The sequence below is a fragment of the Leeuwenhoekiella sp. ZYFB001 genome (assembly GCF_011784865.1).
Classification (GTDB): domain Bacteria; phylum Bacteroidota; class Bacteroidia; order Flavobacteriales; family Flavobacteriaceae; genus Leeuwenhoekiella; species Leeuwenhoekiella palythoae.
The window spans coordinates 218,860-232,040 of the sequence record NZ_CP050460.1; the positions used below are offsets into that span (position 1 = coordinate 218,860).

Annotated in this window: 14 protein-coding genes; 4 read left to right on the top strand and 10 right to left on the bottom strand. The window is 40.2% G+C overall.

Annotation, left to right across the window (positions count from 1 at the left end; all coding sequences use genetic code 11):
• Positions 1-2 precede the first annotated feature (2 nt).
• Together HCN54_RS00830 and purH are read right to left on the bottom strand one after the other, a co-directional pair.
• Positions 3-1,031, bottom strand: coding sequence for a rod shape-determining protein (locus HCN54_RS00830; protein ID WP_009779085.1), 1,029 nt, complete (start codon positions 1,029-1,031; stop codon positions 3-5).
• Positions 1,032-1,101: 70 nt separating this feature from the next.
• A complete protein-coding gene (gene purH, locus HCN54_RS00835; protein ID WP_072984326.1) occupies positions 1,102-2,628 on the bottom strand; it encodes a bifunctional phosphoribosylaminoimidazolecarboxamide formyltransferase/IMP cyclohydrolase in 1,527 nt (508 codons plus the stop codon).
• A gap of 138 nt (positions 2,629-2,766) precedes the next feature.
• Here purH and HCN54_RS00840 point away from each other — a divergent pair, with 138 nt between their 5' ends.
• Positions 2,767-4,020 (top strand): ABC transporter permease, encoded by a 1,254-nt coding sequence (locus tag HCN54_RS00840; RefSeq protein WP_167596185.1) that lies wholly within the window; start codon positions 2,767-2,769, stop codon positions 4,018-4,020.
• 70 nt (positions 4,021-4,090) lie between these two features.
• Here HCN54_RS00840 and HCN54_RS00845 read toward each other — a convergent pair whose 3' ends face one another.
• Entirely contained in the window at positions 4,091-4,549 is a 459-nt protein-coding gene (locus tag HCN54_RS00845) for a GAF domain-containing protein (protein ID WP_167596186.1), read from the bottom strand.
• Between the two features lie 38 nt (positions 4,550-4,587).
• Between HCN54_RS00845 and xrtF the strand changes: the two genes are divergently transcribed.
• The 3 genes from xrtF to HCN54_RS00860 are packed head-to-tail and all read left to right on the top strand — an operon-like array spanning position 4,588 to position 6,144.
• Complete coding sequence (xrtF, locus tag HCN54_RS00850) at positions 4,588-5,130, top strand: exosortase family protein XrtF (RefSeq protein ID WP_167596187.1); 543 nt, start codon at positions 4,588-4,590, stop codon at positions 5,128-5,130.
• Positions 5,127-5,564 (top strand): exosortase F system-associated membrane protein, encoded by a 438-nt coding sequence (locus HCN54_RS17600; RefSeq protein WP_167596188.1) that lies wholly within the window; start codon positions 5,127-5,129, stop codon positions 5,562-5,564. The genes xrtF and HCN54_RS17600 overlap by 4 nt, the downstream gene beginning before the upstream one ends.
• A 40-nt stretch (positions 5,565-5,604) precedes the next feature.
• Positions 5,605-6,144 (top strand): DUF3347 domain-containing protein, encoded by a 540-nt coding sequence (locus tag HCN54_RS00860; RefSeq protein ID WP_167596189.1) that lies wholly within the window; start codon positions 5,605-5,607, stop codon positions 6,142-6,144.
• A 90-nt stretch (positions 6,145-6,234) separates the two neighbouring features.
• Here HCN54_RS00860 and groL read toward each other — a convergent pair whose 3' ends face one another.
• The 7 genes from groL to miaB all read right to left on the bottom strand — a co-directional run bounded on the left by groL (position 6,235) and on the right by miaB (position 13,046).
• A complete protein-coding gene (gene groL, locus HCN54_RS00865) occupies positions 6,235-7,878 on the bottom strand; it encodes a chaperonin GroEL (RefSeq protein WP_167596190.1) in 1,644 nt (547 codons plus the stop codon).
• A gap of 76 nt (positions 7,879-7,954) precedes the next feature.
• Complete coding sequence (gene groES, locus HCN54_RS00870; protein WP_167596191.1) at positions 7,955-8,230, bottom strand: co-chaperone GroES; 276 nt, start codon at positions 8,228-8,230, stop codon at positions 7,955-7,957.
• Between the two features lie 146 nt (positions 8,231-8,376).
• Positions 8,377-8,724, bottom strand: a complete 348-nt coding sequence (gene secG / locus HCN54_RS00875) for a preprotein translocase subunit SecG (protein ID WP_167596192.1) — start codon at positions 8,722-8,724, stop codon at positions 8,377-8,379.
• A gap of 53 nt (positions 8,725-8,777) precedes the next feature.
• On the bottom strand, positions 8,778-9,725 hold the full coding sequence (locus tag HCN54_RS00880; protein WP_167596193.1) for a hypothetical protein: 948 nt from the start codon (positions 9,723-9,725) through the stop codon (positions 8,778-8,780).
• Positions 9,726-9,765: 40 nt separating this feature from the next.
• On the bottom strand, positions 9,766-10,281 hold the full coding sequence (locus tag HCN54_RS00885) for an LptE family protein (protein ID WP_167596194.1): 516 nt from the start codon (positions 10,279-10,281) through the stop codon (positions 9,766-9,768).
• 52 nt (positions 10,282-10,333) lie between these two features.
• Complete coding sequence (locus tag HCN54_RS00890; protein WP_167596195.1) at positions 10,334-11,590, bottom strand: sigma-54 interaction domain-containing protein; 1,257 nt, start codon at positions 11,588-11,590, stop codon at positions 10,334-10,336.
• Positions 11,591-11,600: 10 nt separating this feature from the next.
• Positions 11,601-13,046 carry a tRNA (N6-isopentenyl adenosine(37)-C2)-methylthiotransferase MiaB gene (gene miaB, locus HCN54_RS00895; RefSeq protein WP_167596196.1) on the bottom strand — a complete coding sequence of 482 codons (1,446 nt, stop codon included), beginning with the start codon at positions 13,044-13,046 and terminating at the stop codon, positions 11,601-11,603.
• Positions 13,047-13,181: the final 135 nt, after the last annotated feature.

The window sequence follows — 13,181 nt, forward strand, 5'->3', positions numbered from 1 at the left end:
TATTATTTGATGAGTACGCTTTTAAACTTGTTTAGGTTTTTAAGCGTGATCCCGGTACCGCGCACCACAGCGCGCAAAGGATCTTCAGCAATGTACACCGGTAAGTCGGTTTTTTGAGACAAACGCTTATCTAGCCCACGTAGCATACTACCACCACCGGCAAGGTAAATCCCGGTGTTGTAAATATCTGCAGCAAGTTCCGGAGGCGTTTGAGAAAGCGTTTCCATCACCGCATCTTCAATACGTAAGATAGATTTATCTAAAGCTTTAGCGATCTCTCTAAATGAGATTTGAACCTGTTTTGGTTTCCCTGTAAGCAAATCACGTCCTTGAACGCTCATATCTTCCGGCGGAACCTCTAAATCTTCGGTAGCTGCTCCTATTTGAATTTTTATTTTTTCCGCACTGCGCTCTCCAACATACAAGTTGTGTTGGGTGCGCATATAATAAATGATGTCATTGGTAAAGACATCACCCGCAATTTTAACCGATTTATCACATACAATTCCACCTAAAGCGATCACCGCGATTTCAGTGGTTCCACCACCTATATCTACAATCATATTTCCTTTAGGCTGCATAATGTCAACGCCAATACCAATAGCCGCAGCCATAGGCTCGTGAATCAGGTAAACCTCTTTACCGTTAACACGCTCAGCACTTTCTTTTACCGCACGCATCTCAACCTCTGTGATTCCTGACGGAATACATACCACCATTCTAAGCGCAGGAGCAAACATACGTTTCTTAAGCGCCGGGATCTCTTTGATGAACATACTCATCATTTGCTCACTGGCATCAAAATCAGCAATTACACCGTCTTTGAGCGGGCGAATGGTTTTGATGTTTTCGTGCGTTTTACCTTGCATCATCGCAGCGTCTTTTCCGGCAGCAATGATCTTATTGCTCATGCGGTCACGGGCTACAATAGACGGACTGTCAACCACAACTTTGTCATTGTGAATAATAAGGGTGTTTGCGGTACCAAGATCTATCGCTATTTCTTCGGTAAGAAAATCAAAAAAGCCCATATGCGCTGTTGGAAATTAGGGTGAGTATGCTAAAGGTTAAATCTTAAATGTAGTTAAAAAATATGATTTTTTAATGTTTAAAATGTCTGGTTCCGGTCATTACCATGGCCAATTCATTTTCGTTGCAATAATCAATGCTCAGCTGATCTTTTATAGAGCCACCCGGTTGAATTACCGCTGTGATTCCGGCTTTGTCAGCGAGTTCAACACAATCCGGAAACGGGAAAAATGCATCACTGGCCATCACTGCGCCTTTAAGGTCAAAACCAAAAGAAACTGCTTTATCCACAGCTTGACGTAACGCGTCAACACGTGACGTTTGACCGGTTCCGCTTGCGCAAAGTTGTTTGCCTTTTGCAAACACAATCGTATTTGATTTGGTATGCTTGCAGATCTTAGAAGCAAAGATTAAATCACTTAACTCTTGTTCTGTAGGTTTATTGTTTGTAACGGTAGAAAGATCTTCAAGACTATCTGTTTTTGCATCTTTATCCTGAACTAAAATGCCGTTTAAACAGCTGCGTACTTGATCGTTAGGAAGCGCAATTGGCTTTTGAATTAAAAGCACGCGATTTTTCTTTCCTTTTAAAATTTCAAGTGCTTCTTCAGAATAGCTAGGAGCGATAACTACCTCACAAAATAATTTGTGAATTTCTTCAGCAGTAGCTTTATCAATTTCTTTATTAGCGATTAAAATTCCACCAAAAGCAGAAACCGGATCTCCGGCTAAAGCATCTACGTAAGCTTGATGTAAGGTGTCGCGCTGGGCAAGGCCACAGGCATTATTATGCTTTAAGATTGCAAAAGTGGGCGCTTCATTTTGAAATTCTGCCATCAAATTAACTGCAGCATCTACGTCGAGCAGGTTGTTGTAAGATAATTCTTTACCGTGAAGTTGGTCGAACATCGCATCAAAATCACCAAAGAAGGTTCCTTTTTGATGTGGGTTTTCTCCGTAGCGTAAAGACTTGCCTTGTGTGTAGCTGGCTTTATAAACCACTTCCTCTTCATTAAAGTAGTTGAAAATAGCCGTGTCATAATGCGATGAAACATTGAATGCTTTTGCAGCAAAACGCTTACGATCTGCTAGCGTGGTCGTTCCTTCATTAGCGCTGATAAGCTCTAAAACCTCTTCATAATCATCAACCGAAGAAACACAAAGCGTGTCTTTAAAGTTCTTTGCAGCGGCACGAATCAACGAAATACCACCAATATCAATTTTTTCAACAATATCTTGTTCTGAAGCTCCTGAGGCAACCGTTTTTTCAAATGGATACAAGTCAACGATCACAATATCAAGTTGCGGAATGTCGTATTCTTTCATTTCAGCAACATCGCTCTCATTGTCCTGACGGTTTAAAATTCCACCAAAAACTTTAGGGTGAAGGGTTTTTACTCTTCCACCTAAAATTGAAGGATAAGAAGTTACATCTTCAACAGGTACAACCGGTACGCCAAGATCTTTAATGAATTTCTCTGTACCCCCCGTAGAATAAAGGGTTATACCTAATTCATCAAACTTTTTAATCAATGGCTCAAGGCCTTCTTTACTAAAAACGGAAATTAGCGCGGCTTTTGCCTTTATCGGAGTGCTCATGAAGAAATTTTTAATTTGGGTGCAAAAGTATGAATTTAACTACTAAAATAGCTTGCTAATTTTCGTAATTTCTTAGCTTAAATTTGTAACACACAGCGGGCTTTTGCGTCATACCTGTGTTCAAATTAAAACGCCTTTATGCTCATCTATCTTAGGGTATTAAAAGAAAGTCTTGCTTTTGCTATCAATGCGTTGCGAAATAATAAGTTGCGTACCCTGCTTTCCTTACTGGGGGTGACCATTGGTATTTTTTCAATTATTGGGGTTCTTGCTGCTGTAGATTCACTCAAGCAAGAGATTAAAGGTAGTCTTGCTTCGTTAGATAATAACACGATCATTATCATGCGTTTTTCGTTTGCGCCCACTGATATTCCACAATGGAAACGCGAGCAGTTTCCAGATGTGAGTTATGACGAATACCAGTATATTAAACGAAATGTTCCTGATGTTGAGGCGGCATCTTTCAGCTTAAATGTAGGAGCCGAATCTATAAAGTACGGAGATAAATTAGTGACGGGAGTGAACATAATTCCTGTGACTGACGGATATTATAATATCGAAGCTTTGCAGCTTACTGACGGAAGATTTTTTAATGAGTCAGAATCCAATAGTGGTTCAAATGTTTTGGTTTTGGGTCAGGAAATCGCCGAAAGTTTATTTGGAGGTTTAGATCCTATTGGTAAACAAGTGAGGCTTTACGGACAGCGCTTTTCGGTAATTGGAGTTTTAGAAAAGGAGGGAAGCAGTATGTTTGGTCCGTCTAAAGACGGCATGGTGATCTTGCCTGTAAATGTTGTGCGCCGTATTTATGGAAGCAATAATAAATCAGCTTTTCCTCAAATTGTGGTAAAACCGGCTGAGGGTGTTGATATCCCTGAATTTAATGCGGTTCTTGAGCAGCGTCTACGCCAACTCAGAGGATTGAAGCCTAATGATGTAAGCAACTTTTTTATCAATCAGCTTTCGGGCTTTACAGACTTGATCGATAATATCACCGGCACCATGTCTACTATTGGTGGTTTTATTGGGTTATTTTCTTTACTCGTAGGAGGCTTCGGTATTGCAAATATTATGTTTGTGAGCGTGAAAGAACGTACCAATTTGATTGGAATTCAAAAAGCACTAGGAGCTAAAAACCGATTTATATTGCTTCAGTTTTTGTTTGAATCTATAATTCTTGCTACAATAGGAGGTTTGATCGGTCTGGGTCTTGTCTGGATCATTGCGCAGGTCATGTCGCAATTTACAGGAGACTTTCAGTTTGTGCTTTCGGCAACCAATATCTTTTATGGATTGTCAAGTTCTATTGTGATCGGACTTTTCGCAGGAATTGTGCCTGCATTTATGGCTTCGCGACTTGATCCTGTGGAAGCCATCAGAACCGGAATGTAATCCTTCAATCTTAAAAAAGGCAGCACTGTTCCCAGATACTGCCTAATGTATATTTTCTTTGAGGTAGTTGCTATGCCAGGATTGCAGCAACCTGCTCATTAACCCATTCTAAAAAGCGCTCGTCAGCTTCAGTAAAGGGATCTGGAGTGTTAGAGTCAATATCGATTTGCCCAATGTTTTCACCATTAACAAAAAGCGGAACGACAATTTCAGCCTTTACAGTGATACTGCACGCAATGTAGTTGTCTTGTGCGGAAACATCAGGAACAACAAAGTTTTGATTAGAAACAGCCACTTGGCCACAAATTCCTTTCCCAAAAGGGATAATAGTGTGGTCTGTAGGAGCCCCAGCATACGAACTCAATTTCAGTTCGTTTTTATCCCCATTTTTAAAGTAAAAGCCAACCCAGTCATAATACGCCACGTTGTCTTTAAGTAACGTGCATACATCTTCTAAGCGGTGCTCAACAGAAAGGTTGCTGCTGTCTAAAATTTTTGATACTTCAGGTTTTAGGGCTTCAAACGTCATTTTTCTTGTAATTTAGGGCGGTCTAAACCGTATTGAAATTGTTTAAAATAGTTGGCAAATATAAGTCGGTAATCTTATTTATCCTTACATTTTTAGGAGTGTATGTGGTGCTGAGTTTACTTTATGGATTTTATCTGAGTAGATCAGCGTCAAGTAGCTATTATCCTGATTACATCACGCATCAAGTTGCCGTGCAAAGTGCGTGGCTTGTTGAGTTTTTTGGGTATACAACGCAGTTGGCGCCGCATCCTGAAGAAGCTTCCATGGTGCTCGGCGTTGAGAATGTTTATGTTGCTCGAGTAGTAGAAGGATGTAATGCGATGAGTGTCATTATTTTATTTGTCGCTTTTGTGATGGCTTTTTTTCAAGGTTGGCGACGTACCATTCTTTTTACTTTAGGCGGTGTAGTATTGATTTATGTCGTGAATATTTTGCGAATTGCTTTGTTGAGTATCGGTTTGTATCGCTTTCCTGAAGCTCAAAATCTATTGCACGATGTTGTATTTCCGGCGATTATTTACGGTCAGGTTGTTCTACTGTGGCTGCTTTGGGTACGCAATTTTAAAAAGCAGGCAGGTTGAAATTACTTCTCAAAATAAGCATTGTAAGTGCTGCAATTTTCTGTTTAATCGCTATTAGATATTGGCAAGAACAGCTTTTTTACGACCCGCTTCTGCGTTTTTTTGAAGGAGAATATCTGCAAGCGATAAGCCTTCCTGAGTTAGACGCTCTCAAACTTTATCTTCACGTAATACTTCGGTTTTGGTTAAACTCCGCGTTATCAATATTGATATTAGTAGTGCTTTTTCCGAAGAAAGAAATTTTTAGAATCACACTTCTGTTGTACGGTTGTTTGTTTTTATTGTTGATATTAGCTTTTGTGACGATCATTGGTGTATACGACGCGCGGTGGAGTATGCTTTTATTTTATGTGCGACGTTTTTTAATACAACCCATCTTGCTGTTGGTTTTAGTGCCTGCTTTCTATTATCAAAAACTACTGAGCAAAACCTAGTTTGTATATTTGCTGAATTATTTTTTAAAGAATTTATAGAATGAAAAGAATATATATAAGTGTTGTTTTACTCGGGTTAGTGGCTTGTGGAGATTCAAAATCGAAGCAGCAAACAGTCGAAGTTTCTCAAGAAGAAACCGCTCATAAATCCGAAGCGTATTCCTCAGAAGAGCGCAACGCAGCATTTAAAAATCCCGAAGTTGCTCAGGTGTATGATGATTATAACCTTTTAAAAGCGGCCTTGGTGAATACAGATGCTGAAGCAGCAAAAAATGCTGCACAAGTAATGCTTAAAAACAGTGAAGCTAGTACTCTGGAGTTGGGTTTTGTAAAGGCGATTCAGGCAATTGCTGATGAAGACGATGTGAATATTCAGCGGGAACATTTTGAAGCAGTAACCGTTGGAGTTAAAGACCTGGTTGAAGAAAATATAGTTTCAGGAACCTTATATTATCAATACTGCCCGATGGCTTTTGATGGAAAAGGAGCGTATTGGATCTCAAATGAGGAGAAAATTTACAATCCGTATTTTGGAGATGTTATGCTTAATTGCGGTACTGTTGATGCTGAAATAAACTAAGTGAAAAGAGTAGAGGCTTAAAAAAGAAAATCCCTTCAGAATATTCTGAAGGGATTTTTGTTTTAAAAGGTTTGACTGTGCGGCTCGCGCTTACATCATACCTGGCATTCCGCCACCCATTCCGCCTGGCATTCCACCGCCACCTGCAGGAGCTTCCTCAGGGATGTCAGTCAATGCACATTCGGTAGTTAAGATCATTCCAGAAACTGATGCTGCATTTTCTAATGCCACACGCGTTACTTTCTTAGGGTCAATAATACCTTCCGCTAACATATTTACGTAGCGATCAGTCTTAGCGTCATAACCGTAGTCTTCATCACCTTCAATTACTTTAGCGATAACTACAGAGCCTTCGCCACCTGCGTTAGCTACAATGGTGCGTAAAGGAGATTCAATCGCACGGTTTACAATTTTGATACCTGTAGCTTCATCTGCGTTAGCAGCTTCAAGTGATTCAAGTACACGTTTTGCGCGTACTAAAGCTACACCACCACCGGCTACGATACCTTCTTCAACAGCAGCACGTGTTGCGTGAAGTGCATCATCTACACGGTCTTTTTTCTCTTTCATTTCAACTTCAGAAGCAGCACCTACATAAAGTACAGCTACACCACCTGCTAATTTAGCAAGACGCTCTTGAAGTTTTTCTTTATCATAATCGCTGGTTGTAGTTTCAATTTGCGCTTTGATTTGATTAACGCGTGCTTTGATATCGTCACTGTTACCAGAACCGTTTACAATAGTAGTGTTGTCTTTATCGATAGTTACATTTTCAGCAGTACCTAACATATCGATAGTTGCGTTATCTAGAGAGAAACCGCGCTCTTCGCTGATTACAGTACCACCAGTCAAGATTGCAATATCTTCTAACATTGCTTTACGACGATCACCAAAACCAGGCGCTTTAACCGCTGCGATCTTAAGTGCACCTCTCAATTTGTTTACTACTAAAGTAGCTAATGCCTCACCATCCACATCTTCAGCGATGATCAATAAAGGTTTACCTGACTGAGCAACTGGCTCAAGAACCGGTAATAAATCTTTCATTGAAGAAATTTTCTTGTCAAATAACAAGATATAAGGGTTCTCCAATTCAGTTTGCATTTTTTCGCTGTCAGTAACGAAATACGGAGATAAATATCCGCGGTCAAACTGCATACCTTCAACTACATCAACGTAAGTTTCGGTACCTTTTGCTTCTTCAACAGTGATCACACCTTCTTTACCAACTTTACCAAATGCTTCAGCGATAAGCTCACCAATTACATCGTCGTTATTAGCAGAGATCGCTGCAACTTGCTTGATTTTTTCTGAAGAGCTTCCTACTTCTTTAGTTTGCTTTTCAAGATCTTTAGTGATCGCTTCTACCGCTTTGTCAATCCCACGTTTTAAATCCATTGGGTTTGCACCTGCAGCAACGTTTTTAAGACCTTCTTGCACTATTGCCTGAGCAAGTACGGTTGCGGTAGTAGTACCGTCACCGGCAAGATCGTTAGTTTTAGAAGCAACTTCTTTTACCATTTGCGCTCCCATATTTTCAAGAGCATCTTGCAATTCGATCTCTTTTGCTACAGAAACACCATCTTTGGTTACTTGTGGTCCACCAAAAGACTTGCTGATAATTACGTTACGACCTTTAGGTCCTAAAGTTACTTTTACTGCGTTTGCGAGTGCATCAACACCGCGCTTAATGCCATCTCTTGCTGAGATGTCAAAGGTTATATCTTTTGCCATTTTTAATGTTATTTAAATTTTTCGCGGCTGCGAAAAATAGCGTGTTGTTATTAAAGTTAAATAGAAGAATTAAGGCTTAGATTATTGCAAGAATATCATCCTCACGCATGATAAGATAATCAGTGCCTTCTAGTTTTAATTCGGTCCCGGCATATTTACCATAAAGAACAGTGTCTCCTACCTTTACGGTCATGTCGTGGTCTTTTTTACCGCTTCCTACAGCTACAACTTTACCTTGCTGAGGTTTTTCTTTTGCTGTGTCAGGAATATAGAGTCCTGAAGCTGTTTTGGTCTCGGCAGCCATTGGCTCTACCAAAACGCGATCTGAAAGAGGTTTAATGTTTACTCCCATTTTTAATATAAATTTTTAGTTAACAATTTTCTTAGTTGTGCTGCTGTATAGTCAGAAATTATGCCATCAAAATTTCACTGACAAAACGGCAAAAAAAAGACCGCAATATTGCGGTCTTTCTAAATTGTATATGTCTAAACTGTCATTTAGTTTGATGTGCTGTCTGAAGCAGGTGCTGCATTTGTAGGAGCCTGAACGTCTTGAACCGGCATAATGTTTTCTACATCTTCACCTTCAATAACCTTAGATTCGTTAGCTGAACGACCACCAAAAATGGTTACGTTAGAAATAAGAATTAGAATCAATAACGCAGTTGCAAGTCCCCAGGTACTTTTGTCAAGAAAATCGCCGGTCTTTTTTACACCGCCTATTTGCTGAGAACCACCGCCACCAAAAGAAGAAGATAAACCGCCACCTTTAGGGTTTTGAACCATAATTACAACAATAAGTAAAAAGGCTACAATTACGATTAAAACTAAAAATATAAAAAACATAGTTTTGACTTTATAAAATGCGGTTTAAGTTCTGACTTGTTCCGCTAAGTTGTTTATTTATTTTCTTGCAATTTTTCTATTGCCCGAATTTGGTCTGCAAAGAAACCACTTTTTTCCGGATATTTCAAACTTAAAATTCTATAAGCTTGTTTGGCTTTTGAAAAGTTTTTTTGCTCCACATAAACGCGAGCCAAAGTCTCGGTCATCAAGCTGTCATTGGGCTGAAAGCGGTCTTCTAGATTGGGTTTTTTAAATGAGCTGTCAGGAGCGCTTACTTTGATCTTGGGATTGCTCTCAATAAATTTATCAATCAATTCTAATCTGCGGGCGCGCTCAGCGTCTGGTTCCGGCTCTGTAAATGATACTTCTGAGGTTGGTTCTGCAACTTCTTTTGATATGGCTGAAGGTGCTTCGGACTCATCAAGAGTTGTGGTTTTTTCTGTAGCGTCTAAGTCAGTTGTTTTTTGCTGTAGTTCTTCTTCAGAACGGTTGATTTTATTGAATGATGTAAGCTTAAGCCACTCACTAAAGGAGTGTGTTTCGGCTTTATTAAAATCAAGAGGCTTGCCTAACTGAAGCTGTTCTTCCGGTTGGGTTGCTTCTGGTTCTTCCTTCGGAATAAAAAATTCAGGATCTAAAACTTTGTTGGCTTTCTCTAATTCTTCAGCTTCCATTTCAGCAGAAACATCAACGGCATCCGTGACGGTCATATTTAAAAGCTGAGCTTCTTGAGCTTTTATTTGCGCGCTAATATCTTGCTGATTAAAAATATCTGAAGTGATAAAATCAAAAAGCACCGCGCGATCCTGCGTATGTGCAGCGGTCTTTTTTAATTGCGTGTTGTATAAGAAACTGTCTTCATTTTTTAGACCTTTTAGATGCAAGGCACGCGCCGCCTGAAAAAACGGAAATTCGTTAAGCACCGTTTTTAGCTGCGAAGTTTGCTCTGAATTGATCGTGTCAGGATGTTCTAAAAGATATGTAAACGTTTCTGTATTCATATACGCAATAGGCGAGATGTTTGACAGGTTACTTTATGGGTTACCAATTGGCTAGCGATTCTTGAAAAATATCTTGGGTGATACGTTCGTAAATTTCTTCGATAGCGCCATCTAAAACTGCACCTACCGGCTGTGCTGTACCTGCCAGATCGACGAAAAAGGAAAAGCGTTTTTCAAAATCCTGACTTCCGTCTGCGATAGATTTATTGGTGAATCTACAAAGAATCACGATCGTCAGTCGGGTTTGGGCGGCGACGTTGTCTGAGGTTGCCGTTTGCGGAGCAAAATAGTAATCTACAATTTCACCTTCATAGATCAAGTCGGCACTTTCTGCATTCGCCGAAAGATTCAAGCTGGTTTGATTTTGAATAAGATCTGAAAGCGCAAACGTAAAGTCTCTGTCAATTCCAGGTTCTACAATGGGCGCATTATTTTGAAAATAACGCACATAAAACGATTCAGCAGCACCGATATCTACTCCGGTGAACGAATAAAATCCGCAGCTGTTATAGCAAAGCAGGCTTAAAAATAAAAAGGCAATTTGTAGTTTTTTCATAAACGAGAAGCTTCTATTGTTATGCTATAACGTGCGCTAGGCTTAATGGATTTTATAGATCGTATTGTTTTATTTTTCGGTACAGTGTGCGCTCGCTGATGCCTAATTCTTTGGCGGCAGCTTTACGTTTTCCGTTATGGCGTTCCAAAGATTTTTCAATCAGTTCGAGTTCTTTTTCTTGAAGTGAAAGGGTTTCTTCTTCCTCTACATCTTCAGCAAAATGATACTTGTCTTTCATTGGAGAACTCACCACCGATTCTTCGGGAAGCTGAAGCACTTCAGTGATGTCTTCGGCGCTTTCGTAAGCGTCGCTGTCATCTTCGCTATAGATTTTTTTGATCAGCGATTTATTCTCTTCTTGAACCGTGGCGTTGTTACCGTTTTCCATCAATTCAAGCGTGAGTTTTTTAAGATCGTTTAAGTCGCTTTTCATGTCAAAAAGCACTTTGTACAGAATCTCGCGCTCACTGTTAAAATCGCTTTCACTCTTTTTATTCTGGCCAATAACTGCAGGCAAATTAGAACCGGTATCAGGTAAATACGCTCTCAGTTTTTCTGCGGAAATACTTCTGTTTTGCTCTAAAACCGAAATTTGCTCGGCCACATTACGCAACTGTCTGATGTTTCCTGACCAGCGATATTTTAACAGATTTTGCACAGCATCATCTTCTAGTCTAATGGTAGGCATCTTATATTTTGTGGCAAAGTCTGAAGCAAACTTTCTAAACAAAAGATGAATATCACTCTTGCGATCGCGCAACGGCGGAAGGTTAATTTCTACTGTGCTTAAGCGATAATAAAGATCTTCTCTAAAACGCTCATTTTTTATGGCGTCAAACATTTTGACGTTTGTAGCTGCCACAATGCGTACATCAGTCTTTTGGGTTTTAGACGAACCTACTTTTAAAAACTCACCGTTCTCTAAAACACGCAGTAGGCGTACTTGCGTAGGTAAAGGCAACTCGCCTACCTCGTCTAAAAAGATGGTTCCACCGTCTGCTTCTTCAAAATACCCGCTTCGGGTTGAAGTTGCGCCGGTAAAAGCACCTTTCTCGTGACCAAAAAGTTCACTGTCTATGGTTCCTTCAGGAATCGCACCGCAGTTTACGGCGATATACTTGTTGTGTTTGCGGTGTGAAAGGGAGTGAATGATGCGCGGAATGCTTTCTTTTCCCACACCACTTTCACCGGTTACTAAAACCGAAATATCAGTAGGAGCAACTTGAATTGCTTTTTCAATCGACCTGTTGAGCTTAGGGTCATCACCAATGATCCCAAAACGCTGTTTTATTGCGTGAACTGATTCCATCTATAATCGATTAATTATTATCTGAATATCCAACGGCTTTTCCTAAGAGCGTAGTGCTGGTGCAATCTAGTATTTCAACATTTACAAAATCGCCTACGTTATAGTGCTCTTTAGGGAATACAACTACGGTATTTTGTGAATTGCGACCTGCCCATTCCGCATCACTCTTTTTTGAGGCCTTCTCAATAAGAACTTCGACCGTTTTGCCTACTTGCTTTTGTGTGTTATATAAAGAGTGCTCTTGCTGAAGCGCGATCACTTCGGCTAAGCGACGTTTTTTTACATCTAACGGGATGTCGTCTTCCAGTTTACGCGCAGCTAAAGTTCCCGGGCGTTCACTATAGGCAAACATAAATCCGAAATCGTATTTTACATATTCCATCAAACTCAAGGTATCTTGATGGTCTTCTTCGGTCTCGGTAGGGAAACCGGTGATCATATCTTGAGAAATTGCGCAATCTGGCATTATTTCTCTGATATTGTCTATAAGCTCAAAATATTCCTGACGGGTATGCAGGCGATTCATTTCTTTTAAAATACGATCACTACCACTCTGTACAGGTAAATGGATGTATTTACAGATGTTAGGATATTTTGCCATCGTTCTTATCACATCAAGCGTCATATCCTGTGGGTTAGAAGTGGAAAAGCGAATGCGCATTTTAGGTTGTGCTTCGGCAACAAGGCTGAGTAGGCCTGCAAAATTTACAGCGGTAGCTTTTGCCATATCGCTGGCTTTTTCAAAATCTTTTTTAAGACCGCCACCGTACCATAAATAACTATCTACGTTTTGGCCAAGAAGTGTTACTTCTTTAAAGCCTCTTGCCGCAAGATCATTTACTTCTTCAACAATGCTTTGAGGATCTCTACTGCGTTCGCGACCACGGGTAAACGGCACCACGCAAAAAGTACACATATTATCGCAACCTCGGGTGATGCTCACAAAGGCGGTAACGCCATTGCTTTGCAAACGCACCGGTGCGATGTCGCCATAGGTTTCTTCTTTAGAGAGAATAACATTGATGGCGTCTCTACCTTCTTCAACTTCGCCTAAAAGATTGGGCAAATCTTTGTATGCATCAGGACCAACTACAAGGTCAACGATCTTCTCTTCCTCGAGAAATTTACTTTTTAAGCGCTCTGCCATACAGCCCAGAACACCGACTTTCATCGTTGGATTTCCTTTTTTAACGGCGTTGTATTTCTCAAGACGCTTACGTACCGTTTGCTCGGCCTTGTCTCTAATAGAGCAGGTGTTTACTAAAACCAGATCGGCGTCTTCTAAATGCTGGGTGGTATTGTAGCCTTCTTTGGCTAATATAGAAGCCACGATCTCGCTGTCGCTAAAGTTCATCTGGCAACCATAACTTTCTATAAAAAGCTTTTTACCATTGGTGGTTTGTGGCTCGAGAACCAGTGCTTCACCTTGTTTGCTTTCGTCAATAATCTTCTCCATAATACGTACTGCTACCTAAAAATAGTGGGCAAAGATACGATTAACAAAAGTTGTGACAAAGTGTCATTAAGCCGAAAATTAAAAAGAAATTTTAAAGGGGTGCAATGGATTTTTGGGGCACCTTCAGGTAGGTTT

What these genes read in the sequence shown, in the direction of transcription:
- HCN54_RS00890 (WP_167596195.1), bottom strand. Translation starts at nt 11,590, where the DNA reads ATGGAATCAGTTCACGCAATAAAACAGCGTTTTGGGATCATTGGTGAT.
- secG (WP_167596192.1), bottom strand. Translation starts at nt 8,724, where the DNA reads ATGTTTTTTATATTTTTAGTTTTAATCGTAATTGTAGCCTTTTTACTT.
- miaB (WP_167596196.1), bottom strand. Translation starts at nt 13,046, where the DNA reads ATGGAGAAGATTATTGACGAAAGCAAACAAGGTGAAGCACTGGTTCTC.
- HCN54_RS00860 (WP_167596189.1), top strand. Translation starts at nt 5,605, where the DNA reads ATGAAAAGAATATATATAAGTGTTGTTTTACTCGGGTTAGTGGCTTGT.
- HCN54_RS00840 (WP_167596185.1), top strand. Translation starts at nt 2,767, where the DNA reads ATGCTCATCTATCTTAGGGTATTAAAAGAAAGTCTTGCTTTTGCTATC.
- HCN54_RS00845 (WP_167596186.1), bottom strand. Translation starts at nt 4,549, where the DNA reads ATGACGTTTGAAGCCCTAAAACCTGAAGTATCAAAAATTTTAGACAGC.
- purH (WP_072984326.1), bottom strand. Translation starts at nt 2,628, where the DNA reads ATGAGCACTCCGATAAAGGCAAAAGCCGCGCTAATTTCCGTTTTTAGT.
- HCN54_RS00830 (WP_009779085.1), bottom strand. Translation starts at nt 1,031, where the DNA reads ATGGGCTTTTTTGATTTTCTTACCGAAGAAATAGCGATAGATCTTGGT.
- HCN54_RS00880 (WP_167596193.1), bottom strand. Translation starts at nt 9,725, where the DNA reads ATGAATACAGAAACGTTTACATATCTTTTAGAACATCCTGACACGATC.
- HCN54_RS00885 (WP_167596194.1), bottom strand. Translation starts at nt 10,281, where the DNA reads ATGAAAAAACTACAAATTGCCTTTTTATTTTTAAGCCTGCTTTGCTAT.
- groES (WP_167596191.1), bottom strand. Translation starts at nt 8,230, where the DNA reads ATGGGAGTAAACATTAAACCTCTTTCAGATCGCGTTTTGGTAGAGCCA.
- groL (WP_167596190.1), bottom strand. Translation starts at nt 7,878, where the DNA reads ATGGCAAAAGATATAACCTTTGACATCTCAGCAAGAGATGGCATTAAG.